18 protein-coding genes are annotated in these 24,576 nt (G+C 71.7%); 15 read left to right on the plus strand and 3 right to left on the minus strand.

Going from position 1 to position 24,576, the window contains the following annotated elements:
* Nucleotides 1-104 precede the first annotated feature (104 nt).
* The gene (locus E1258_RS04975) at nt 105-1,118 is read right to left on the minus strand and encodes a LacI family DNA-binding transcriptional regulator (protein ID WP_132397248.1); all 1,014 of its coding nucleotides are present in this window, start codon (nt 1,116-1,118) and stop codon (nt 105-107) included.
* 330 nt (nt 1,119-1,448) lie between these two features.
* Between E1258_RS04975 and E1258_RS04980 the strand changes: the two genes are divergently transcribed.
* The 10 genes from E1258_RS04980 (at nt 1,449) to E1258_RS05025 (ending at nt 17,247) form a co-directional block, all read left to right on the plus strand.
* Nucleotides 1,449-1,826 (plus strand): hypothetical protein, encoded by a 378-nt coding sequence (locus E1258_RS04980; protein ID WP_132397250.1) that lies wholly within the window; start codon nt 1,449-1,451, stop codon nt 1,824-1,826.
* Between the two features lie 471 nt (nt 1,827-2,297).
* Complete coding sequence (araB, locus tag E1258_RS04985) at nt 2,298-3,995, plus strand: ribulokinase (RefSeq protein ID WP_132397252.1); 1,698 nt, start codon at nt 2,298-2,300, stop codon at nt 3,993-3,995.
* Nucleotides 3,992-4,684, plus strand: a complete 693-nt coding sequence (locus tag E1258_RS04990; RefSeq protein WP_132397254.1) for an L-ribulose-5-phosphate 4-epimerase — start codon at nt 3,992-3,994, stop codon at nt 4,682-4,684. Before araB ends, E1258_RS04990 begins: the two co-directional genes overlap by 4 nt.
* A gap of 149 nt (nt 4,685-4,833) precedes the next feature.
* A complete protein-coding gene (locus E1258_RS04995) occupies nt 4,834-5,835 on the plus strand; it encodes an ABC transporter substrate-binding protein (protein ID WP_132397256.1) in 1,002 nt (333 codons plus the stop codon).
* Between the two features lie 72 nt (nt 5,836-5,907).
* Nucleotides 5,908-7,452, plus strand: a complete 1,545-nt coding sequence (locus E1258_RS05000) for a sugar ABC transporter ATP-binding protein (RefSeq protein WP_132397258.1) — start codon at nt 5,908-5,910, stop codon at nt 7,450-7,452.
* On the plus strand, nt 7,449-8,519 hold the full coding sequence (locus E1258_RS05005; RefSeq protein ID WP_132397260.1) for an ABC transporter permease: 1,071 nt from the start codon (nt 7,449-7,451) through the stop codon (nt 8,517-8,519). Before E1258_RS05000 ends, E1258_RS05005 begins: the two co-directional genes overlap by 4 nt.
* Nucleotides 8,516-9,508, plus strand: a complete 993-nt coding sequence (gene yjfF, locus E1258_RS05010; RefSeq protein ID WP_207919409.1) for a galactofuranose ABC transporter, permease protein YjfF — start codon at nt 8,516-8,518, stop codon at nt 9,506-9,508. Before E1258_RS05005 ends, yjfF begins: the two co-directional genes overlap by 4 nt.
* Before the next feature lie 28 nt (nt 9,509-9,536).
* The gene (araA, locus tag E1258_RS05015; RefSeq protein WP_132397262.1) at nt 9,537-11,042 is read left to right on the plus strand and encodes an L-arabinose isomerase; all 1,506 of its coding nucleotides are present in this window, start codon (nt 9,537-9,539) and stop codon (nt 11,040-11,042) included.
* A gap of 144 nt (nt 11,043-11,186) precedes the next feature.
* On the plus strand, nt 11,187-12,215 hold the full coding sequence (locus E1258_RS05020; protein WP_132397264.1) for a LacI family DNA-binding transcriptional regulator: 1,029 nt from the start codon (nt 11,187-11,189) through the stop codon (nt 12,213-12,215).
* 220 nt (nt 12,216-12,435) lie between these two features.
* Nucleotides 12,436-17,247: a family 43 glycosylhydrolase gene (locus E1258_RS05025; protein ID WP_132397266.1), complete on the plus strand. Its 4,812-nt coding sequence runs from the start codon at nt 12,436-12,438 to the stop codon at nt 17,245-17,247.
* Nucleotides 17,248-17,403: 156 nt separating this feature from the next.
* Here the strand turns inward: E1258_RS05025 and E1258_RS05030 are convergent, their stop codons facing one another.
* Nucleotides 17,404-17,877, minus strand: a complete 474-nt coding sequence (locus E1258_RS05030; RefSeq protein ID WP_132397268.1) for a MarR family winged helix-turn-helix transcriptional regulator — start codon at nt 17,875-17,877, stop codon at nt 17,404-17,406.
* A gap of 111 nt (nt 17,878-17,988) precedes the next feature.
* Here E1258_RS05030 and E1258_RS05035 point away from each other — a divergent pair, with 111 nt between their 5' ends.
* From E1258_RS05035 to E1258_RS05050, 4 genes are all read left to right on the plus strand, one after another.
* The gene (locus E1258_RS05035) at nt 17,989-19,068 is read left to right on the plus strand and encodes an epoxide hydrolase family protein (RefSeq protein WP_132397270.1); all 1,080 of its coding nucleotides are present in this window, start codon (nt 17,989-17,991) and stop codon (nt 19,066-19,068) included.
* Between the two features lie 183 nt (nt 19,069-19,251).
* Nucleotides 19,252-19,551 carry a hypothetical protein gene (locus tag E1258_RS05040; RefSeq protein ID WP_007071417.1) on the plus strand — a complete coding sequence of 100 codons (300 nt, stop codon included), beginning with the start codon at nt 19,252-19,254 and terminating at the stop codon, nt 19,549-19,551.
* Entirely contained in the window at nt 19,551-20,876 is a 1,326-nt protein-coding gene (locus E1258_RS05045) for an amidase (RefSeq protein WP_243715194.1), read from the plus strand. Before E1258_RS05040 ends, E1258_RS05045 begins: the two co-directional genes overlap by 1 nt.
* A gap of 234 nt (nt 20,877-21,110) precedes the next feature.
* The gene (locus E1258_RS05050; RefSeq protein ID WP_243715195.1) at nt 21,111-21,692 is read left to right on the plus strand and encodes an NADPH-dependent FMN reductase; all 582 of its coding nucleotides are present in this window, start codon (nt 21,111-21,113) and stop codon (nt 21,690-21,692) included.
* Between the two features lie 132 nt (nt 21,693-21,824).
* Here the strand turns inward: E1258_RS05050 and E1258_RS05055 are convergent, their stop codons facing one another.
* On the minus strand, nt 21,825-22,754 hold the full coding sequence (locus tag E1258_RS05055) for a diacylglycerol kinase family protein (protein ID WP_036372023.1): 930 nt from the start codon (nt 22,752-22,754) through the stop codon (nt 21,825-21,827).
* 114 nt (nt 22,755-22,868) lie between these two features.
* Between E1258_RS05055 and E1258_RS05060 the strand changes: the two genes are divergently transcribed.
* Nucleotides 22,869-24,497, plus strand: coding sequence for an alkaline phosphatase (locus tag E1258_RS05060; protein WP_132397276.1), 1,629 nt, complete (start codon nt 22,869-22,871; stop codon nt 24,495-24,497).
* The last annotated feature ends 79 nt before the right edge of the window (nt 24,498-24,576 follow it).

Raw genomic sequence — 24,576 nt, forward strand, 5'->3', positions numbered from 1 at the left:
GAGGGGGACCCTCCCACCCCGGCGTGGTGTGCGGCCGTGCCCGCGTATCCTCCCGCCCCGGGCGGTCGCGCCGACGCCGGTGCCGTGGGTACACCGTGGGGCGATCAACAGGGGCGGGTGCTCTGCCGCACGACCAGCGGGGTGGCCAGTTCGATGCGGTCACTGGCCAGCTCCTCGCCGTTGACCAGGCTGAGCAGCATCCGGGTGGCCATCGCGGCCATCTCGGTCAGCGGCTGGCGGACGGTGGTCAGCGGCGGCACGGCCCACCGGGCCGCGTCCAGGTCGTCGAAGCCGACGACGCTCATGTCGTCCGGCGCCCGCAGCCCCCGTTCGTAGAGCGCCTCGTACGCACCCAGGGCCATCTCGTCGGAACACGCGAAGATCGCCGTCGGCGGCCGGGCCAAATCGAGCAGGGCGTGTGTCTCCCGGTAGCCCGAGGGGGCGAGGAAGTCACCGGTGCGGACGTGGCCGGCGGGGATTCGCTGCCCTGCGGCGTCCATGGCGGCCCGGTAGCCGTCGACGCGGGCGCGGCTGCACGGGACGGTGGGAGGCCCGCCGATGGCGGCGATGCGGCGGTGCCCGAGGTCGAGCAGGTGCTCGGTGGCCGCCCGCCCGCCGGCCCAGTTGGTCGCCCCGACCGACGGGATGTCCGCGGGGGGCTGTCCGGCCGGATCGATGATCACCACCGGTATGCCCAGCTCCTCCAGTTGGCCGCGCTGGGCGGGGGAGATGTCGGACAGGACGAGCAGCACCCCGTCGCAGCGGCGGGCGGCGAGCTGCTCGGTCCAGCGCCGGTCGGGACGGGTGCGATGCCGGCCGTGGACGGCGGAGACGACGACGCCGAAGCCGACCTGGTAGGCCAGCTCCTCGACCCCGTCGATGATCTGCATGGCCCACGGGCTGCCGAGGTCCCGCAGCACCAGGTCGATCAGGCCGGCGCGGGCCGCCGGGCGGCCGGTGCCCCGGGCGGTGTACCCCCGTGCGTCGAGCAGGGTCTGGACCCGGTGCCGGGTCGCGGCTGCGACGTCCGGCCGGCCGTTGAGGACCTTCGAGACGGTAGGGATCGACACCCCGGCCGCTTGCGCGATGTCCGCCAACGTCGCCCGCTGCTGTTCCATGGCATCTCCCTCGCACGCTCACCGGACCGGGGGCAGCATATCTCGAAAGTTTCGACGATATGGGGCGGGGGGTCTCGAAATCGCGCCGCGAGTTTCGACGGGTCGATGGGCTGCTCTTGACCTCGTTCGCGCCCTGCGCTTAGTCTGCTTCCGTTCGAAACGGTACCGAAACTTTCGGGTACGGTGACCACCCCGTGCTCGCTGTCGGCCGGGTCGACGCCGCCGGGCGGGGTGACGTCGACCCGGTGTCCGGGGCGGGTCGCCCGGCTCGGGCGCGCCACCGGACAACCGATCCGGTCCGTCACGGGGGGACCGGGGCGGTCGGTCGGGGTGGATCTGCGATTCGGCCGGTTCGACCGCCTCTCGGGCGTCCCCGGAGCGCAATTCACGTTATGGCGCGTGCCTGCCTTTGTGGCGGCCGGGAAAATCGTCGCACTGATCCGGCGGGCGGCCTTGCCGGTGGTGCCCTGCCTGCTGTTGGCCCGGACGCTCGTGCTCGCGCCGCCGAGCCCCGCGGAGGAGGTGGCGGTGCCGCAGGGGCCGGTTGTGGTCGCGGCCCCGCTGCGGAGGGGGTGCCTTCACCTGGCGCTCCGCCGTTCGCCGACGTCGGCCGGGCGGTGCGGCGACATTCGCCGGGTCGTTCGGATCCGCGTCGACGCGGCGATCGATTCCTGGGACGGCGGATCGGCGGTCCCCATGCATGTCTGATAGACGGGTGCCTATGCGAGTCGTCGACGGGACCGGCTTGTCGGATACGCCGGAAGGCCCCGGTCCCGGTTCTCGGCCGCGTGGCCGAAATCGTGCCGGTCGACGGGCGGGACCTTATTCCGGCCATGGCCGTGCCACCTGTCGTGGCGGTGGCGTTGGGCTGCGCGGGCTGTCGGGGTCGCGGTCGTCGGGCCGCGCCCGATCGGGTGCGGGGTGGGCGCGATGGGGCGTCGGTCGCCCGTCGCCCGCCTCGCGCGGCCCCGCCGTCTTGTGAACGCGCACATGCCCCGGGTGGTGGTGGTCCTGCGCTGGCGCGGCGTCGGGCTGTGGCCCCGGTCCGCGTCGCCGTCGGCAGGGAGCCCAGGCAGGAGCCGGTGCCGCGTAACGGACCGGAGAATCCTGGCGGAAAGCATCTTGACGACGCGACATGTGAGCGCTAACACTGTTGCCAGCAAGTGAGCGGAGGATGTCATGAGCGTTTCGGCCGGACCGGGCGACCGGTACGTTGTCGGCGTCGACTACGGCACGTTGTCGGGTCGAGCACTGGTGGTGCGGGTCGGTGACGGCGCCGAACTGGGCACGGCGGTGCATGAGTACCGACAGGCCGTGATGGACACGGTACTTGCCGTCGACGGCCAGGCGCTACCCGCCGACTGGGCCCTGCAGGACCCGGACGACTACCGCGACGTGCTCCGGCACGCCGTGCCGGCCGCCCTGGCCGCCAGCGGCGTCGACCCGCAGCGGGTCGTCGGCATCGGTATCGACTTCACCGCCTGCACCGTGCTGCCCACCCTCGCAGACGGCACTCCGCTGTGCGAGCTGCCCGATCTGCGCACCCGCCCGCACGCCTGGGTCAAGCTGTGGAAGCACCACGCGGCCCAGCCCCAGGCGGACCGGATCAACGCCTTGGCCCACTCCCGCAACGAGCCGTGGATCGGCCGCTACGGCGGCAAGATCTCCGCCGAGTGGCAGTACGCCAAGGGCCTGCAACTGCTGGAGGAGGACCCGGAGGTCTACGACCGGGCCGAGCGGTGGATCGAGGCCGCCGACTGGATCGTCTGGCAGCTCTGCGGCGTCGAGACCCGCAACGTGTGCACCGCCGGCTACAAGGGCATCCGGCAGGACGGCCGGTACCCGTCGCGGGAGTACCTGGCCGCGCTGAACCCGGGCTTCGTCGACTTCGTCGCCAAGATCGACGGTCCGCTCGCGCCGCTGGGTGCCCGGGCCGGTGGGCTGACCGCCGAGGCCGCGGCCTGGACCGGCCTGCCCGAGGGGATCGCGGTGGCGGTCGGCAACGTCGACGCCCACGTCACCTCCGCCGCCGCCCAGGCCCTGGAGCCGGGCCGGCTGGTCGCCATCATGGGCACCTCCACCTGCCACGTCGTCAACGGCACCGAGCTGGCCGAGGTGGCCGGCATGTGCGGCGTCGTGGACGGCGGGATCAGCTCCGGGCACTGGGGCTACGAGGCGGGCCAGAGCGGCGTCGGCGACATCTTCGGCTGGTACGTCCAGCACGCCGCCCCCGCCGGGTACGCCTCGCACGAGGCGCTGACCGCTGCCGCTGCCGCCCAGCCGGTCGGCGCGCACGGCCTGGTGGCGCTGGACTGGTGGAACGGCAACCGGTCCCTGCTGGTCAACCACGACCTCAGCGGGGTGATCGTCGGGCTGACCCTGGCCACCCGGCCGCCGGACGTCTACCGCGCGCTGCTGGAGTCCACCGCGTTCGGCACCCGCATGATCATCGAGGCGTTCGCCGGGGCGGGGGTGCCGGTCGACGAGATCATCGTCGCGGGCGGGCTGACCAACAACGCGCTGCTGATGCAGATCTACGCCGACGTCACGAAGCGCCCGCTGGGCATCATCGGCTCCGCGCAGGGCCCGGCGCTCGGCTCGGCGATCCACGCGGCGGTGGCCGCAGGCGAGTACCCCGACGTGCCGGCGGCCTCGGCAACGATGGGCCGCGTCGACCGCGACGTCTACCGGCCCGACCCGGAGCGGGCGCGCGCCTACGACGCGCTGTACGCCGAGTACCAGCGGCTGCACGACCACTTCGGGCGGGGCGGCGACGACGCCCTGCTGCGGCTGCGCACCATCCGCAACGCCGCCCGCCGGGCGGTCGACCACTCCCCGGCCGGTGAGGCCTCGGTCCCCCTGGAGGTGTTGGCATGAGCCCCGAGCTTGGTGCCGAGGTGACGCGGCTGCGCGAACAGGTCGCGACCCTGCACGGCGAACTGGTCCGGTACGGCCTGGTGGCCTGGACGGCCGGCAACGTGTCGGCGCGGGTGCCGGGCGCGGACCTGATGGTCATCAAGCCCAGCGGCGTCTCCTACGACGACCTGCGGCCCGCCAACATGATCGTCTGCGACCTCGACGGCGCGGTGGTGGAGGGCGACCTGTCGCCGTCGAGCGACACCGCCGCGCACGCCTACGTCTACCGGGCGATGCCCGAGGTCGGGGGAGTGGTGCACACTCACAGCTCCTACGCGACCGCCTGGGCGGCCTGCGGCGAGTCGATCCCGTGCCACCTCACCGCGCAGGCCGACGAGTTCGGCGGCGAGATCCCGGTCGGCCCGTTTGCGCTCATCGGCGGCGACGACATCGGCAAGGGCATCGTGGCCACCCTGTCCGGGCACCGCTCGCCGGCGGTGCTCATGCGCAACCACGGCGTCTTCACCATCGGCAGGGACGCCCGCGCGGCGGTCAAGGCGGCGGTGATGTGCGAGGACGTCGCCCGCACCGCTCACCTGGCCCGTACGCTCGGCCGGCCGGTGCCGATGGCACGCGAGGACATCGACTCCCTCTACGACCGCTACCAGAACGTCTACGGGCAGCCCGGGGCCTCCTCCGCGACCCCCTGACCGCGCCCTACCCTGTTCCGGCCGCACCCTCGAGGGCCCGGCCCGTCCCACCGCACCTCATCCAGCACCATCAGTTGGCCGTGCCGTCGCGCATGCCGTGGCGGCCGGCCCTCGTAGGTACCCCACCCACCCCCGCAAGGAGCTATCAGATGCTGAAGACCGGCACGACCATCACCCGCCGCGGGCTCGGCGCGATCCTGGCCGCCGGCCTGCTGGCCACCGGCCTGGCCGCCTGCGGCAACAGCGACACCGGCTCGGAAGGCGGCGACGACGGCAAGATCGTCCTCGGCTTCTCGCAGGTCGGCGCCGAGAGCGGCTGGCGGACGGCGAACACCAACTCCATCAAGGAGTCCGCCGCCGCGGCGGGCATCGAGCTGAAGTTCGACGACGCCCAGCAGAAGCAGGAGAACCAGATCAAGGCGATCCGTAACTTCATCCAGCAGAAGGTCGACGTGATCGCCTTCTCGCCGGTGGTGGAGTCGGGCTGGGACACCGTGCTCAAGGAGGCGAAGGACGCCAAGATCCCGGTCATCCTGACCGACCGCGCCGTCGACTCGGCCGACAAGAGCCTCTACAAGACCTTCATCGGCTCCGACTTCGTCAAGGAGGGCCGGCTCGCCGGCGAGTGGCTGGTCGAGCAGAAGAAGACCGCCACGGGCCCGGTGAACATCGTCGAGCTGCAGGGCACCACCGGCTCCGCGCCGGCCAACGACCGGAAGAAGGGCTTCGCGGAGGCGATCGCCGCCAACCCGAACCTGAAGGTCGTCGCGTCGCAGAGCGGTGACTTCACCCGGGCCGGTGGCAAGCAGGTCATGGAGCAGTTCCTCAAGGCCAACCCGAAGATCGACGTGCTGTTTGCCCACAACGACGACATGGGCCTCGGCGCGCTGGAGGCGATCACCGCGGCCGGCAAGGTGCCGGGCAAGGACATCACCATCATCACCATCGACGCGGTCAAGGACGGCATGCAGGCCCTGGCCGACGGCAAGTTCAACTTCATCGCCGAGTGCAGCCCGCTGCTCGGCGACCAGCTGATGGAGCTGGTGAAGAAGGTCAAGGCCGGCGAGACGGTCCCGGCCCGGGTCGAGACCCAGGAGACCACCTTCACCCAGGAGCAGGCCAAGGCCGCTCTGCCGACCCGGAAGTACTGACCGGACGGGGCCGCCGCGCCACGCGCGGCGGCCCCGCCGCTCGCTTCCGCGAAACACGAAAGGCCTGGTGGGATGTCGCAGAGGCATCCGGTCCTGACGATGACCGCGATCAGCAAGTTCTTCCCGGGAGTACGCGCCCTCGACGGCGTCGACTTCCGCCTCTTTCCCGGTGAGGTACACGCCCTGATGGGCGAGAACGGCGCCGGCAAGTCCACCCTCATCAAGGTGCTGACCGGCGTCTACGGCACGGACGCCGGCACCATCACCCTTGACGGTGAGCAGGTCTCCTTCGCCGGACCGATGCAGGCCACCGCGGCCGGGGTGAGCACCGTCTACCAGGAGGTGAACCTCTGCCCCAACCTGTCGGTGGCGGAGAACATCTTCATCGGCCGGGAGCCGCGCCGGTTCGGGGCCGTGAGGTGGCGCGAGATGCGCCGCCGGGCGCAGGAACTGCTGGCCCGCATCGACCTGCACATCGACGTGACGGAGCTGCTCGGCAGCTACTCCCTCGCGGTGCAGCAGATGGTGGCCATCGCCCGCGCCGTCGACGTGCGGGCCCGGGTGCTGATCCTCGACGAACCCACCTCCAGCCTCGACGCCGACGAGGTGGCCCAGCTGATGCGGATCATGCGCCAGCTGCGTGACGACGGCATCGCCATCGTCTTCGTCACCCACTTCCTCGACCAGGTGTACGGCATCGCCGACCGGATCACCGTGCTGCGCAACGGCCGCCTCGTCGGTGAGTTCCCGACGGCCGAGCTGCCGCAGATCGCCCTCGTCGAGAAGATGATCGGCAAGGAGCTCGACGCGCTGGAGCGCCTCGACTCCGAGGCCGGCCGGGACCGCGCGACGATCACGGCGGGGGAGCCCCTCGTGGCGGCGGACGGGCTGGGCCGCACCGGCTCGGTCGCACCGTTCAGCCTCACCATCCACGCCGGCGAGGTCGTCGGGCTGGCCGGGCTGCTCGGGTCGGGGCGCACGGAGGTCGCCCGGCTGTTCTTCGGCGCGGACCGGGCCGACCAGGGCCGGCTCGCCGTCGACGGCGAGTCCGCCTCGATCCGCAATCCGGTGGCCGCGATCGACCGTGGCGTCGCCTTCTGCTCCGAGAACCGCCGCACCGAGGGCCTGGTGGGCGAGCTGTCGGTGCGGGAGAACATCATCCTGGCCATGCAGGCGGCCCGGGGCTGGCTGCGGCCGGTGCCCCGGCGCAAGCAGGACGAGCTGGTCGAGCGCTACATCAAGGCGCTGAGCATCCGCCCGGCCGACCCCGACATGCCGGTGCGCAACCTCTCCGGCGGCAACCAGCAGAAGGTGCTGCTCGCCCGGTGGCTGATCACCGAGCCGCGGCTGCTGATCCTGGACGAGCCGACCCGGGGCATCGACATCGGCGCGAAGACCGAGATCCAGCGCCTGGTGGCGCAGCTCTCCGACGGTGGGATGGCGGTGCTGTTCATCTCCGCCGAGCTGGAGGAGGTGCTGCGGCTCAGCCACAAGGTCGTCGTGATGCGCGACCGGCGGCTGGTCGCCCAGCTCGACAACGACGACACCCTCGACGCCGACCGCGTGATGCGGGCCATCGCCAGCGGCGCGGCGCAGGAAGGGTTGGAGAAGGTATGAGCACAGTGCGGACCCGCGTCGCGGGCGTCACCGGCCACCGGCTGTTCTGGCCCCTGGTCGTGCTGGTGCTGCTGCTGGCGGCGAACACCATCTACCGGCCGAGCTTCCTGTCGGTCGAGCTGAAGAACGGCCACCTCTACGGCAGCCTGATCGACATCGTCCGGCTCAGCGCCCCGCTGATTCTGGTCGCGCTGGGCATGTCCCTGGTCATCGCCACCGGCGGCATCGATTTGTCCGTCGGCTCCGTGGCCGCCGTCAGCGGCGCGATAGCCTGCCTCTACATCAGCGAGCAGCCCGACCAGAACAGCCTCGGCGGGGTGCTCACCGCGCTGGCGATCGCGTTCGGCATCGCCCTGCTGCTCGGCGCGTGGAACGGGATCCTGGTCGCCGGGATCGGCATCCAACCGATCATCGCCACGTTGATCCTGATGGTCGCGGGCCGGGGGCTCGCCCAGCTGATCACCTCCGGGCAGATCATCACCATCAACAGCGAGCCGTACAAGACGATCGGGGTCGGGCACCTGCTCACTTTGCCCTTCGCGATCATCATTGCGCTCGCGGTGACCCTGGTCGTGGCGGTACTGACCCGCCGCACCGCCCTCGGCATGATCATCGAGGCGGTGGGCGGCAACGCCGAGGCCAGCCGCCTGGCGGGCGTGCGCTCGCGGCGGATCACCTTCCTCGTGTACGTGGTGAGCGCCGCCTGCGCGGCCATCGCCGGTTTCATGATGACCGCGAACGTCTCCAGCGCCGACGGCAACGCCGTCGGCCTCTGGGTGGAGCTCGACGCGATCCTCGCCGTGGTCATCGGCGGCACCTCGCTGGCCGGCGGCCGGTTCTACCTCAGCGGCACCATCGTGGGCGCGCTGATCATCCAGACCCTGACCACCTCGGTGTACGCCATGAACATCGACCCGCAGACGGCCCTGCTGTTCAAGGCGGTCGTGGTGATCGCGGTCTGCCTCATCCAGGCGCCGGCGTTCCGCGCCCGGTTCCGGCGTCGGCGGGCGTCGACGGCGACGTCGGCGGCGCCCGTCGAGAAGCAGAAGGAGCAGGTTCCGGCATGACCACGACCCCACTGGCCGCGCGAGGCCCACGGGCCTGGTGGCGGGTGCCGCCGCGGCAGGTGCCGGTGCTGGCCACCCTGGCCCTGCTGCTGGTGATGTACGGCATCGGCGTTGCGCAGTACCGCGCCTTCTCCAACATCCAGGTCGTCTTCAACATCTTCATCGACAACGGTTTCCTGCTCGTCGTCGCGGTCGGCATGACCTTCGTCATCCTGACCGGCGGCATCGACCTGTCGGTCGGTTCGGTGGTGGCGATGACCGCGATGGTGTCGGCGTCGCTGCTCGGCGACGGCGTGCATCCCGCGCTGGTGCTGCTGATCGCGCTGCTCATCGGCCCCACCCTCGGCTTCGCGATGGGCTGCGTCATCCACTTCTTCGACATCCAGCCGTTCATCGTCACCCTGGCCGGCATGTTCTTCGCCCGGGGCATGTGCACCTGGATCAGCTCGACCTCCATCCCGATCACCGACGGGTTCTGGACCTCGGCCGCGCAGGAGCGCATCCGCATCGGCGAGAACTTCGTTACGGTTAGTGTCCTGGTCGCTCTCGCGGTGGTGGCAGTCGCGGCGTACACGCTGGCGTACACCCGGCTGGGCCGCAACGTGTACGCCATCGGCGGCAACCAGCAGTCGGCGCTGCTGATGGGCCTGCCCGTGGGGCGTACGAAGATCGCCGTCTACACGATCAGCGGGCTCTGCTCGGCCATCGGCGGAATCCTGCTGTCCTTCTACACGCTGTCGGGCGCCCCGCTGATCGCCGTCGGCATGGAGCTGGACACGATCGCCGCCGTAGTCATCGGCGGGACCCTGCTCACCGGCGGCTCCGGCTACGTGTTCGGCACCGTGCTGGGGGTCCTGGTGCTGGGGGTGATCCAGACGCTGATCACCTTCGACGGCAGCCTCAGCTCCTGGTGGACCAAGATCGTGATCGGCGGCCTGCTGTTCGCGTTCATCCTCCTCCAGCGACTCGTCGGCATCCGTAAGAAGTGACCACCCCAGTACACCGGAAGGCAACCCCATGACGAACCCATCCCCGGCCGCCGAGGTCTGGTTCCTCACCGGCAGCCAGGGCCTGTACGGCCCGGAGACCCTGCGTCAGGTGGCCGACCAGTCCCGGCAGATCGCCGCGCAGCTCGACGCCGATCCGGCCATCCCCGCCCGGGTGGTCTGGAAGCCCGTGCTCACCTCCAGCGCCGACATCCTGGCCGTCTGCCGCGACGCCGCCGTCCAAGGCGCGGTCGGGGTGATCGCCTGGATGCACACCTTCTCCCCGGCGAAGATGTGGATCTCCGGCCTGGACGCGCTGCGCACCCCGCTGCTGCACCTGCACACCCAGGCCAACGTCGAGCTGCCCTGGTCCGAGATCGACATGGACTTCATGAACCTCAACCAGGCCGCCCACGGCGACCGGGAGTTCGGGTTCGTCCAGACGCGGCTCGGGGTGGCCCGCAAGACGGTCGCGGGGCACGTCAGCAATCCGAGCGTGACCGCCCGCATCGCGGCGTGGACCCGGGCGGCGATCGGGCACGCGGAGATGCGGTCGCTGCGGCTGGCCCGCTTCGGCGACAACATGCGCGACGTGGCGGTGACCGAGGGCGACAAGGTCGAGGCGGAGCTGCGCTTCGGTGTCTCGGTCAACACGTACGGCGTGAACGACCTGGTGGCGTCCGTGGACGCGGTGGCGGACGCGCGCATCGACGAGCTGGTCAAGGAGTACGACGACAGCTACCGGCTCGTCGCCGAGCTGCGGGCCGGCGGCGAGCGGCACGACTCCCTGCGCTACGCGGCGCGGATCGAGGCGGGGCTGCGCGACTTCCTCGAAGCTGGCGGGTTCCGCGCGTTCACCACCAACTTCGAGGATCTCGGCGGGCTGCGGCAACTGCCCGGCATCGCGGTGCAGCGGCTGATGGCCGACGGCTACGGCTTCGGCGGCGAGGGTGACTGGAAGACCTCGGTGCTGGTGCGCACGCTGAAGGCGATGGCGGTGGGCACCAGCGGCGGCACGTCCTTCATGGAGGACTACACCTACGACCTGATCCCCGGCCGGGAGGTGGTCCTCGGCGCGCACATGCTGGAGGTCTGTCCGAGCATCGCCGCCGACACGCCCGCCGTGGAGATCCACCCGCTGGGCATCGGCGGGCGCGAGGACCCGGTGCGCCTGGTGTTCGACGCCCGGCCGGGCCCCGCCGTGGTGCTGGGGCTGGCCGACATGGGGGAGCGGTTCCGGCTGGTCGCCAACGAGATCGACGTGATCGTCCCGCCGCAACCGCTGCCGAAGCTGCCCGTCGCCCGGGCGGTGTGGCGGCCCCGGCCTGACCTGGCCGGCTCGGCGGAGGCGTGGCTCACCGCCGGCGCGCCGCACCACACGGTGCTGTCGCAGGCCGTCGGGACTGAGGAACTGCACGACCTGGCCGAGATGGTCGCCACCGAACTGGTCGTGATCGACGCCGACACGACCCCCCGTCGGCTGGCGAACGAGCTGCGGTGGAACCAGGCCTACTACCGGTTGGCCCGGGGGTTCTGAGCCCGGTTCCGATCGACCGTACGACACGGGGTGTTCGGTGTGTTCCCGGGCCGGGGACACACCGAACACGCCATCCGCGCAGCGAGCCTCACCACCCGTTCTGTTGATCGCGGTGGGGTTACGACGGCCACGAGGGGACTTGCTATGGGTCAGCAGCCGGCCGCACGCGCGGCGGTGATGAACGACGTCGCCCGGCTCGCCGGTGTCTCACACCAGACGGTGTCGCGGGTGCTCAACAACCACCCCAGCGTCCGCCAGGAAACCCGCGAGCGGGTGATGCGCGCGGTGCACCAGCTCAACTACCGGCCCAACGCCCTGGCCCGGGGATTGGCCGGGCGGCGCTCCCGGGTCATCGGCGTGGTCAGCTTCGACACCATCCTCTACGGCCCGGCGGCGACCCTGCTCGGCATCGAGCGCGCTGCCCGCGCCGCGGGATACGGCATCAGCATCGTCACCCTGGAGCAGCTCGACCGGGTCGGGATGAAGTCCGCCATCGACGCACTCACCGAGCAGTCGGTGGCGGGGGTCGTCATCATCGCCCCGATGATGACCGCGGCGGTGGCCGTGCACGGCCTGCCCACCGGAGTGCCCGCCGTGGTGGTCGAGTCGAGCGGCGGGGCCGGCGATCTACAGAGCATCTCCGTCGACCAGGTCGCCGGGGCCCGGCTGGCCGTCGAGCACCTGCTCTCCCTCGGCCACGCGACGGTGTGGCACATCGCCGGTCCCCGGGACTGGCTGGAGGCCCGCGACCGCGTCGACGGGTGGCGGCTGGCGCTGGAGCGGGCCGGCCGGTCGGTCCCGCCGATCCTCGTCGGCGACTGGAGTCCCCGCGCCGGCTACGAGATCGGGCAGTCACTGGTCGACCGCCCGGACGTGACCGCCGTCTTCTGCGCCAACGATCACCAGGCGCTGGGCCTGCTGCGCGCCTTGCACCAGCGCGGCGTGCGGGTTCCGGAGGACGTCAGCGTGGTCGGGTTCGACGACATCCCCGAGGCCGAGTACCTCTCGCCGCCGCTGACCACCGTCCGTCAGGACTTCGACGAGGTCGGCCGTCGATGTGTCGCGGCCCTGCTGGAGTTGTTCGACGCCGACAGTCCGGTGGGGAACGCCCCGCACCCGCAGGTCGAGCCGCAGCTCGTGGTGCGCGCCAGCAGCGGCGGCCGGCAGGGCTGACCGCGCACCCCGCCGACGAGGCGGGGCACCTGGGGTCGCCGCCCGCGCAGACGGGCCCGCGAGCCCCGGCGGCGGTTCGCGCTGTCCGGACGACTCTGCATTGCGTGAGTGTGGACATACGGAACGTTGTGCCTGGTCAGGCCATTGACTCCGGGGTTTTTTAACCCCGAGAATTCGACCTTGTTCAACGCTCACACCCCCGCCACCACGAGGGAACCCCATGCGCGAAGCAGCTCCCCCGGAAACGCGAACATCCTCTCCCACCGCCCCCGCCCGGCGCCGAGCCCGGGCGCTCGTTGCCGGCGCGCTGCTCGCCTTGGTCGCCGGGCTGCTGCCCGCCACGGCCGCGCCGGCCGTCGCAGCCGACGTGACCGACGGCCTGCTGGTGCGCTACGACCTGACCCAGAGCACCGGCACCACCGTCACGGACAGCTCCGGCCGGGGCAACAACGGCACGCTCACCGGCGGCGGCACCTGGACCGGCCAGGGCGGCCTCGTTCTCGACGGCGTGGACGACCACGTCAAGCTGCCCAACAACATCATGGCCGGGCTGTCGTCGATCACCGTCGCCGTCGACGTGTACGTCGACCCGGGCCAGCAGACCCCGTACTTCATCTGGGGCCTGGGCAACTCGGCGACCTCGAACTCCGGCACCGGCTACCTGTTCACCAGTGGTGACGCCTTCCGCACCGGCATCACCACGACCAACTGGGCCGGCGAGAAGGTGACGGGCAAGGGCGCGAACCTCGCCCGGGGCGTGTGGAAGTCCGTCACCTACACGCAGACCGGCACCACCGGCACCCTTTACGAGGACGGCGTGCAGGTCGCCCAGAACACCGGCGTCACCGTGCTGCCCAGCGCCGTCGGCAACGGCACCACGACCAACAACAACCTGGGCCGGTCCAACTACGCCGCCGACCGGTACCTCAAGGGCAGGGTGGCGAACTTCCGCATCTACGACCGGGCCCTCGCCGCCGACGAGGTGGCGGCGATCGCGCTGCCCGACGGCACCCGCGTCGCCGCCGACACCGCCGCCCTGGACCTGGGCGACCTCTCGGCCGTGACCGGGAAGCTCACCCTGCCCACCACCGGCACGTACGGGTCGGCGATCGCCTGGTCCTCCAGCGCACCGGGCACCATCAGCGCGACCGGCGAGGTGACTCGCCCCGCCCCCGCCGACGGACCCGCCACCGTCACCCTCACCGCCACCATCAGCCGGGGCGCCACCAGCGACACCAAGGCGTTCACCGCCACCGTGCTGCCCAACGAGAACGACCAGACGCGGGCCGAGGCGGCCGCCGCCGCCCTGTCGCTCGTGAACGCGGGCGACGTACGCGGCAACCTGACCATGCCGACCACCGGGATCAACGGCGCGGCCGTCGCCTGGCGCTCCGCCCAGCCGGCCGTCGTCAGCCCCGACGGCGTCGTCAAGCGCCCCGCGCACGGCGCCGGCGACGTGAAGGTCACCGTGACCGCCACCGTCACCGTCGGCACGGCCACGGCCGAGCGGGCCATCGAGCTGACCGTCCGCGAGCTGCCCGAGGCCGCCCCGTACGCCGGCTACGCCTTCAGCTACTTCACCGGCAACTCCATCGCCGGGGAGAAGATCTACTTCGCGGCCAGCCAGGGCAACAACGCCCTGCGGTGGACCGAGCTCAACGGCGGCCAGCCGAAGCTGGAGTCGAAGTTCGGCACGTTGGGCCTGCGTGACCCGTTCCTGATCCGCAGCCCGGAGGGGGACCGGTTCTTCCTCATCGCCACCGACCTGTCCATCGGCCGCAACGGCAACTGGGACGTCGCCCAGCGCCAGGGCAGCCGGTACCTGGAGGTCTGGGAGTCCACCGACCTGGTGAACTGGTCGGAGCAGCGGCACATCCTGATCTCCCCGCCCACCGCCGGCAACACCTGGGCGCCCGAGGCGTACTGGGACGCCGCCCGCGGGGAGTACCTCGTCTTCTGGGCCTCGAAGCTCTACGCCGAGAACGACCCGAACCACACCGGCAACACGTACAACCGGATGCTCGCCGCGACGACGCGTGACTTCGTCACCTTCAGCCAGCCGACGATCTGGCAGGACCGGGGCGAGTCGCGCATCGACTCCACGGTCATCCGGGAGGGCGACACCTACTACCGGTTCACCAAGGACGAGGGCGGCGGCGGCACCGGCTGCTCCGACATCATCCAGGAGAAGTCGTCCTCGCTGACCGCCGTCGACCTGCCCGGCAAGCCCGGCTGGACCATGCAGGACTCCTGCATCGGCCGCGACGCCGGCACCTCCGCCGTCGAAGGGCCCACGGTCTTCAAGACCAACCCGGGCGACACCTCCGGCTCGGCCTACTACCTGTTCGTCGACGAGTACGGCGGCCGGGGCTACATCCCGCTGGGCACCAACGACCTGGCGAATCCGGACTGGAAGGTGCCGGCCTCCTACCGCCTGCCCGCCAGCCCGCGGCACGGCACCGTCATCCCGGTCACGAAGAAGGAACTCGACGCCCTCAACGACGCGCCGCCGCCGGTGCGCGCCAACCCCGACGGCGTCGTCGCCCACTACCGCCTCGACCAGGCCACCGGCACCACCGTCACCGACGACTCCGGCAACGGCTACCACGCGAAGCTGGCCGGTGACGCGAGCTGGGGCGACGGCAGCCTCGCCCTCGGGGGAACCAACGGCCACGTGGCCCTGCCCGACAACATCATGGCCGGCCTCGACGAGATCACCGTGTCGATGGACGTGAAGATGGCCACCGACCAGGCCACGCCGTACTTCATCTGGGGTCTGGGCAACACCGACTCCGGCGGCGTGGGCAACGGTTACCTCTTCACCACCGGCAACAACTACCGGACCGCGATCAGCCTGGGCAACTGGACCGGCGAGCAGAGCGTCGACGGCACCACTGCCGTGCCCCGGGGCGTGTGGAAGACCCTCACGTACACCCTGAACTCGGCCGGCACCGCCCGGATCTACCTGGACGGGGTGCGGGTCGCCGAGAAGACCGGGTTGACCAACCGTCCCGGCGACATCGGCGGCGGCCGGACCACGGCCAACTACGTCGGCCGCTCCCAGTACGCCGCCGACAGGTACCTCAAGGGCCGGGTGCGCGACTTCTCCATCTACAACCGGGCGCTCACCGACGGCGAGGTCGCCGGGCTCGGCTCCAACGGCACCAGCGTCGTGGCGGTGCAGCTCGACAGCCTCAAGGTCCCCGCGATCGTCGACGCCGCCAGCAGCACCATCACCCTGCCGGTCAAGCCGGGCACCGACGTGACGGCCCTCGCCCCGACGTACGTCGTCGCGCCGACCTCGACCGTCACGCCCAGCGGCGCGCGGGACTACTCGCAGCCGGTGACGCTTACCGTGACCAGCGCGACCGGGGCGACCCGCGAGTGGACCGTGCGGACGGTCCAGATGCGCACCCCGGTCCTGCCCGGGTTCAACGCCGACCCGAACATCGTCCGGTTCGGCGAGACCTACTACATCTACGCCACCACCGACGGCTTCCCCGGCTGGGGCAGCTCCAAGTTCAAGGTCTGGTCGAGCCGTGACCTGGTCGACTGGACCGAGCACGACACGATCCTCGACCTCGGGCCGGACGTCACCTGGGCCGACAGCAACGCGTGGGCGCCCGCCGCGATCGAGAAGAACGGCAAGTACTACTTCTACTTCTCGGCGCAGCAGAACATCGGCGTCGCCGTCGCCGATTCGCCGCTCGGGCCGTTCGTCGACCCCATCGGCAAGCCGCTGGTGAGCAAGGCCGACTACGGCAACGCCCAGCAGATCGACCCGGCGGTCTTCACCGACGACGACGGGCAGAGCTACCTCTACTGGGGCAACGGCACCCCGTACGTGGTCCCGCTCAACGACGACATGGTCTCCTACGACGTCGCCAAGCGGGTGCGGCTGACCGGCCTCACGGACTTCCGCGAGGGCCTGTTCATGCACAAGCGCGCCGGGACCTACTACCTGTCCTGGTCGATCGACGACACCGGCAGTGAGAACTACCGTGTCGGCTACGGCACGGGCACCAGCCCGCTGGGCCCGTTCACCGCCAAGGGGGAGATCCTCACCAAGGACCCGAGCCAGGGCATCCTCGGCACCGGCCACCACTCGATCCTCCAGGTGCCGGGCACCGACGACTGGTACATCGCGTACCACCGGTTCGGGATCCCGGGCGGCGACGGCACGCACCGGGAGACCACGATCGACCGGCTGTACTTCGGCGCGGACGACACGATCAAGAAGGTCGTCCCGACGCTGGGCGGCGTCGACCCGCTGCGCTACGAGGGCGGGCAGCCGAAGGCCACGGTCTCCGACGCGGGGGCCGACGGGTGGTACGGCGCGGACGCTGCCCTGACCATCACCGCCGGCGACAAGGTGCGCCTCGTCGAGTACCAGATCGACGGCGGCGGCTGGTTCCCGTACCGCGAGCCGGTCGACCTGCCGGCGGGCAGCCACCAGATCGACTACCGGGCCCAGGGCGTCAACCTCTTCTGGAGCGACGTGTGGTCCCTGCCGGCCAAGGTGGACGAGGCACCACCGACCGTGCAGGCGTACCTGGTGGAACGCAAGTTCGTGGTCAACGCCAGCGACGCCGACTCCGGCGTGGCCCGGATCCAGTACCGGATCGACAAGGGGGGCTGGCAGCCCTACCTGGCCCCGGTGCCGATCGACAGCTCCGCGCACGTGATCCGGTACCGGGCGTTCGACGTGGCCGGCAACGTCAGCCGCGAGCGCGCCCTCAACGTGCCGGCGCTGGGCCCGCCCGCCAAGGCCAAGACCCTCCCGTCGATCAGCGGGACGGCCAAGGTCGGCAAGACCCTCAAGGCCGATCCGGGCAAGTGGGACCAGAAGAAGCTGACGTTCTCCTACCAGTGGCTGCGCGACGGCAAGGTCATCGCCGGGGCCACCGGCCAGCGGTACGTGCCGCAGGCGGTCGACGTCGGGCACCGGCTCTCCGTGCGGGTGACGGCGATCCGCTCGGACCTCCAGCCCGGCACGGCCACCTCGAAGCCGACCGCGAAGGTCGTTAGGTAGTCGCTTCCACCGCCCCACGCGGGCCGAAGGCCACCTCCCCGGAACGGGAGGTGGCCTTCGGTGTCGGCGCTACCCCGGGCCAAACGACGCCGCCTCGCAACTTCCACCGGCGTTCCTCGCCGAGCAGCGGGTTCCTGGGCTCGTTCCCCGTCAGCGTCACGGCTCTCCGGGGGTGCCGGTTCGCCGGTTGTGGTGGTCCAACAGCCTGGACAGCAGCTCGGTCAACAGCTGTCGCTCCTCGGGTGACAACGGGGCCAGCAGTTCGTCCTGGGTTTCGGCCAGCCGCTTCTCCAGTCGTCGCAGCTGCCGCTTGCCCGCGACGGTCAACGAGATGATGTTGCGCCGCCGATCGGCAGGGTCCGGGGCGCGCTCGACCAGTCCGCCTTCGGCGAGCTCGTTGATCGTCGCGACCATGTCGCTGAGGTGGATGCCACTACCGCGGCCCAGCGCGGCCTGGCTGGCCGGGCCGTACTTCCCCAGCGTCGCCAGCAGGCGGTAGTGGTGCCCGCGGGCATGGACGGCCGAGAACCCGCCAGCCACCAGGCGGTGCGCGTGGCTGGCGGTCTGGGTGAGCAGCCAGCTGGGCAGGCTCTGCCACCCGGCGGGCGTCTCCTCGGATGTGTTCTCCATGTGACAAGCCTAACGGATCGTTTGCCTCACTAATGATTGTGATACCGTTAGGGTGATAAATGTTCGTCATCCGAACGTTTTGTCGCCGAGTGGACCCCTGGAGGCAGACCCATGATCAAGCCGTTCCGCATCGACATCCCCCAAGCAGACCTCGACGACCTGACCGACCGACTCTCCCGCACCCGTTGGCCCAACGAGGTCGCCGACGCCGGGTGGGACTACGGCTTCCCGCTGGCGCGGCTCAAGGAACTGGCCGAATACTGGCGCACCGGCTACGACTGGCGCGAGCACGAGGCCAAGCTCAACGAGCTTCCGCACTTCACCACCGAGATCGAGGGCCAGAACATCCACTTCGTCCACGTCCAGTGCTCGAAACCGGACGCGCTCGCGCTGGTCCTCACCCATGGCTGGCCCGGTTCGTTCCTGGAGTTCCTGGACGTGATCGAGCCGCTGTCGCGAGACTTCCACCTGGTGATTCCGTCCATACCGGGGTTCGGCTTCTCTGGGCCTACCCACGAGCGCGGCTGGGACACCGTCCGGGTCGCGCGGGCCTGGGCTGAGCTGATGCGCCGTCTCGGGTACGAGCGTTACGGCGCGCAGGGTGGCGACTTCGGTGCGGGCATCTCCATCGCGCTGGGCGCGGTGGCACCCGAGCAGGTCGTCGGGGTGCACGTCAACTACCTGCCGACCCGGCCGGAACCCGACGTCGAGGTGTCCGAAGCGGATGAGGCCCGACTGGACAAGGTCAGGCAGCTGATGGCGAACCGTCCGCCGTACCAGGCTCTGCAGGCCCTCACCCCACAGACCATCGGCTACGCGCTGACCGACTCGCCGGTCGGGCAGCTGGTATGGATCGCCGAGCGCTTCGCACAGTGGACCGACCCCGTCACGCCGGTCAGCGACGAGCGAATGCTCACCGACATCTCGCTGTACTGGCTGACCGCGACCGCGGCCTCCGCTGGCCGGTTCCACCACGACACCCCGCGGGGAAGCCAGCCGCCGTGCCGGGTGCCGCTCGGCGTGGCGGTGTTCGCGCACGACATCACGCAGTCGGTGCGACCGCTGGCCGAGCGACTGTACGACATCAGGCACTGGTCCGAGTTCGAACGCGGCGGCCACTTCGCCGCGATGGAAGTGCCGGATTTGCTCGCCGACGACATCCGCGACTTCTTTCTCTCCCACCTCAAGTGACCCGCGCCGGCGCGACCGCAGGTGTGGCCGGCGGAGCCGGGCGAGGCTGGAGGCCGCCGAGCCTTCGCAGGTCAGAGCGCATCGACGCGCGTTGCTTCACCGCGTCGAGATCGACTCGACACGCCGCTGACACGGCCCGGCTCGACAGTGGGCGCATCAACTCGCACTTCAGGAGGGGCACCCTTGGCACCCACCCCACCGACCGACGCCGAACTGGACATTCTCATCCGCGCCCGGCTCGCGTCCCTCGGCATCGACCTCGACCAGCTTCCGGCCGGCACCACCGCCGATCCGGAGACCGGTTCCCCCGGCCGCGACTCCGTGCTGGCCTCCCTGCGGTCCTTCGTCCGTAGCACCGTGGGCACGCTCGCCGCGTACCAGCTACCCGCCCCGGCCGGTACCGATCCCGCCGTCGCCAGGGCGCTGTCCCAGCAGCCCGCGCCGATGCTCTACCCCTCGATCAGCACGGAATGGCGGAACTGATGAGCGCAGCCCCCGTCGACCGCGGCGTCGACCGCCGCGCCTTCCTCGCCCGCACCGCCGCCCTGGCGAAGAAGCCCCGGCGGGGGGCGCTGCACGGCATCCCGCTGGCGATCAAGGACAACTACTACACCGCCGGGGTGCCCACCACCGCCAACTCCTACCTGTTCGCCGACTTCCGGCCCCCGTACGACGCCACGGCCGTGTCCCGGCTCCTCGCCGGCGGGGCGATCGTGCTCGGCAAGACCCAGATGGGGCCGCTGGCCACCACCCGGGCCACCACCCCGAACGGGGTGGTCACCACCGTCAACGCCTGGACTCCGACCGACAGCCGCACCGACCCGGGCGGCTCGTCCACGGGCACCGCCACCGCCGTCGCCGGGCGACTCGCCGCCTCCGGCACCGGCACCCAGACCGGCGGCTCGATCACCGCCCCGTCCAACGCGCAGAACCTCACCGGCCTCAAGCCGACGATGGGCCGCGTCTCGCTGCACGGCATCATCCCGCTCAGCTACACCCGCGACCACCCCGGCCCGCTGGCCCGCGACGCCAAGGACGCGGCCATCATGCTCACCGCGATGGCCGGCGAGGACCCGGCCGACCCACGCACGCAGGGCCTGCCCGCAGTGCCGAAGCTGATCGACGCGGCCACCCCGGTCTACTCCGGTGGCCGGCTCAAACTGCGCTGGAAGACCCGCATCGGCGTGCTGCCGGGCTTCACCGCCGGCACCACCGAGACGGCGGCGGCGCGGGCCGCGTACCTGGCGAAGCTCGCCACGATCCCCGGTGCCACGATGGTCGACGTGCCGCTGCCCGACGAGTGGGACCTGCTCACCGGCAGCGCGTTCAACAACGTCCGGCTGCCCGAGCGCAGCGAGCCGTTCCTGCCGTACCTGCGCACCGACCTGCGCGGCTTCGGCGTGTCGGTGACGGGCTGGCTACAGGGAGCGCTGATGGGTGGCAGCGAGTTCATCACCGGCCAGCGGGCCAAGCTGCTGCTCATGGAGCGGGTGCTCGACCAGCTCTTCGCCTCCTGCGACGTGGTGGTGCAGACCAGCCCGGTGCCCTTCGACATCCTCGGCCTGCCGGAGATCGCCTTCCCGGTCGGCTTCACGACGGCGGGCGTGCCGATCGGCACCATCCTCGGCGGCCTGCCGTACGGGGAGGATCGGCTGCTGTCGGTCGCGGCGGCGTACCAGGCGGTCACCGATTGGCATCGGCGGCGGCCCGCCGACCCGCCGGCCGCCGCGGCGCGCGCCCTGGCGAAGTCCGTAGCCCCCGCCGCCCTTCGGCTGAGCGCCGAGGAGGTCGCCGAGCTGGCCCAGTGACCCGCGCCGTCGCCGGCCCGCCGCCCCGGCCGGGCCGGCGACGGTGGGCCGGCCCGGGCCGGTGCAGGCCGGGCCTGTGTGTGGCGGTGGACAGGCGGGTCTGTTCGGGGAGGTCCGGAACCGGCCGCAGGGCGGCGGGCTGACTGCCTCCAGGTTGACCTGCACCTTGGTTGAGGTCGTACCGTTGGCGAGCGGCCGTCGAGGGACGGCCCGTCGTCCCGTTTGGAGAATGCGTTGTCCGAGTTCCCGTATCGGTTGGCCGTCATCGTCGGAAGCGTCCGGGAGGGGCGGTTCGGCCCCGTCGTGGCGGACTGGTTCTGCCGACAGGCGCGTCAGCGCGACGACGTCGTCGTCGACCTGATCGACCTCGCGCACGTCCCGGCGGCGCTCGGCGGCGCGGCGGGTGCCGTGGCCCCCGGCGCGGAGGAGGTGCCCTTCGCCGACCGGATCGGGGCGGCCGACGCCATCGTCGTGGTGACGCCGGAGTACAACCACAGCTACCCGGGGCCGCTGAAGACCGCGATCGACTCGGTGGGCGCCCAGTGGCGCGCCAAGCCGGTCGGCTTCGTCTCGTACGGGGGCATCTCCGGTGGGCTGCGGGCGGTGGAGCCGCTGCGGGTGGTTTTCGCCGAGCTGCACACCGTCACCGTCCGCGAGACGGTCAGCTTCGCCATGTGCCACGCCTGCTTCGACCCGACCGGGGAGCCGGTCGACGCCGACTCGGTCAACCGTGCGGCCACCGCCCTGCTGGACCAGCTCGGCTGGTGGGCCGAGGCGCTGCGGACGGCGCGGGCGGCCCGGCCATACGGTTCCTGACCCCGGCCTGACCCCGGCCGGTGGCGCGCCCCGTCCGGCGCGCCACCGGCCCGGCGGTGAGCGGGGACTCCGGCCGTGAAAAGGGAACCCTTCCCTACCGTATGCGTTAACAGGAAGCCCTTCCTTGCGCCGTCAGCGGTCCGGGCTGTCCGTGGGGGCCATCACCCGCAGCGCGTTGGCGGCCAGTCCGATCCGGATCGGGGTCTCGCCGCACAGCTCGCCGTCCACCTCGACCCGCGCCGGCCGGTCGGTCTCCAGCCACAGCTCGCCCACGGCGAGGAACGTCGTCTCGGCGAGGGTGCGTCGGGCTCCCGTGACGGCGTTGCGGGCCGTGTCCCGCAGCAGACCGCGCCGGGTCGGACCGCCGACCGGGTACGCCACCAGCAGCCGGTCGTCGGCGTCGGTGTCCGCGGTGATCGGGCGGCCGGCGTGGAAGCCGCCGTTGGCCACGTACAGCTGGTGGGTGTGGAACTCGTGCGTCGCGCCGGCGGCGCGCACGGTGGCCCGCAGCGCCCGGTGCCGGGTCAGCAGCGCCAGCGCGGTCGCCGGGTACGCCAGCCGCCCGGTGACCCGCTTGAGCGCCGGTGGCGTCCGCAGCATGATGTCGGCCGACAGCCCCACCCCGACGTGGTTGGCGAACGGCACGTCGCCGGCGAGCCCCAGGTCGACGTCGATCACTTTGCCTTCGGCGAGGACCGCCACGGCGGCGTCCAGGTCGAGCGGGAGGCCGAGGGTGCGGGCGAAGTTGTTGGTGGTGCCCAGCGGCAGCAGGCCCAGCGCCACGTCGCGGTGCGCGAGCAGCCGCGCGGCGGCGCTCTGCGTGCCGTCACCACCGCCGGCGACGAGCAGGTCCGGCCCGAGCGCGAGGGCGTCGTCCAGGCTCCGCTCCAGCTCACCGGGCCGGTCGGCCGGGTACGCCCCGAGCAGCTCGAAGCCCGACCGCGCCAGCAGCGCCCGGGCGTGCTCGTAGAGTCGGCGACCCCGGCGTGAGCGGGCGTTGACCACCAGCGCCGCTCGCCGGTCCCGCCGGATCGTCGCGCCCAACTCCTGCTTCGTCCGCATGGCTGCCGACCCTATCTCCGCCGGCCGGAATCGGGCCGACAGCCGGTGAAGGGTCGGCGAACAGTGGCGTGCGGGGCAGCGGGCATGACGGTGATGACGGTAGATACGTGAGGCATGACGAACACCATCGACCGTCGTACCCTCCTGCGGCTGGCCGGCGCGTCCGCCGGCACCGCCGTGCTCGCCGGCGCCACCCTCGCCGGCCCGGCCCCCGCCGGCGCGGCCGGCGGCGCGTTCCGGCACGGGGTGGCCTCCGGCGACCCGCTGCCCGACGGCGTCCTGCTGTGGACCCGGCTCACCCCCACCGACGAGGCGCAGCCCGGCTCCGGCGTCGGCCCGGAGGCGGACGTGACCTGGCAGGTCGCCGCCGACCCCGACTTCGCGACGGTGGCGGCGCAGGGCACGCTGACCACGGGGCCGGCCCGCGACCACACCGTCAAGGTGGCGGTCACCGGCCTGGCCCCCGCAACCACCTGGTGGTACCGGTTCGGGTACGCCGGGGCGTGGTCGGCGACCGGTCGCACGATGACCGCGCCGCCGGCCGACGCCGACATCGATCGGCTCCGCCTCGGCGTGGTCTCCTGCTCCAACTGGGAGGCGGGCTACTTCTCGGCGTACCGGAACCTGGCCGACCGGGGCGACCTCAACCTCGTCGTGCACCTCGGCGACTACCTCTACGAGTACGGCACGGGCGAGTTCGATGCCGGCGGGACGGTGGTGCGGTCGGTGCTCCCGGCGCACGAGGTGCTGACGCTGGCCGACTACCGGATCCGGCACGCGCTGTACAAGACCGACCCGGACCTGCAGGCGCTGCACGCCTCGGTGCCGTGGGTGATCACCTGGGACGACCACGAGGTGGCCAACGACCAGTGGTCCGGCGGCGCGGAGAACCACACCCCGGCGACCGAGGGCGAGTTCGCCGACCGCGTCGCCGCCGCCCGGCAGGCGTACGCCGAGTGGATGCCGGTGCGCACCGGAGCGGACGGGGCGATCTACCGCCGGCTGCGGTTCGGGCGGCTGGCCGAGCTGTCCATGCTGGACCTGCGCTCGTACCGCTCGCGGCAGGCGTCGGGCGCCGCCGTCGACGACCCGGCCAGGACGATCACCGGGGACGCGCAGATGTCCTGGCTCAAGAGCGGCCTGGCCGCCTCCACCGCGCGGTGGAAGCTGGTCGGCAACCCCGTGATGATCGCCCGGGTCGACCTGGCCACGCTGCCCGCCTGGCTGCTCGGCCCGCTCGGCAGGCTGCTCGGCATTCCCGAGAACGGCGCGGTGCTCAACCCCGACCAGTGGGACGGCTACAACGCCGACCGCAACGAGCTGGTCGACCACCTGCGGGCGGCCGGCACCCGCGACGTCGTCTTCCTGACCGGTGACATCCACACCTCCTGGGCCAACGAGGTCACCACCCGGGCCACGGGCACGTCCGCCCCGGCCGCCGCCGAGTTCGTGGTGCCCTCGGTGACCAGCGACAACGTCAACGACTTCCTCGGCCTGCCGGAGGGCAACGCGCTCAGCCGCCTCGGCGCGGACCTGCTCCGCGCGACCAACACGCACGTGCGCTGGACGGAGCTGGACGGCCACGGCTACGGCGTGTTGGACGTGACCCGGCAGCGGTGCCGGATGGACTGGTACCACCTGGCGGACCGGACCCGGCCGGGCAGCGTCAGCCGGTGGGTGGCCGGCTGGTCGGTGGCCGCTGGCTCGTCGACGCTGCGCCGGGAGGCCGCGCCCTCGGCGTGACCCTGGCCCGGCGGGACGGGCGGCGCGATTCGCCCGTCCCGCCCCGGCGGCGGTCACCGGCGTCCGGGTGTCGGTGCCG

Source organism: Micromonospora sp. KC207 (genome assembly GCF_004348615.1).
In the GTDB taxonomy this organism is placed as follows: Bacteria; Actinomycetota; Actinomycetes; order Mycobacteriales; family Micromonosporaceae; genus Micromonospora.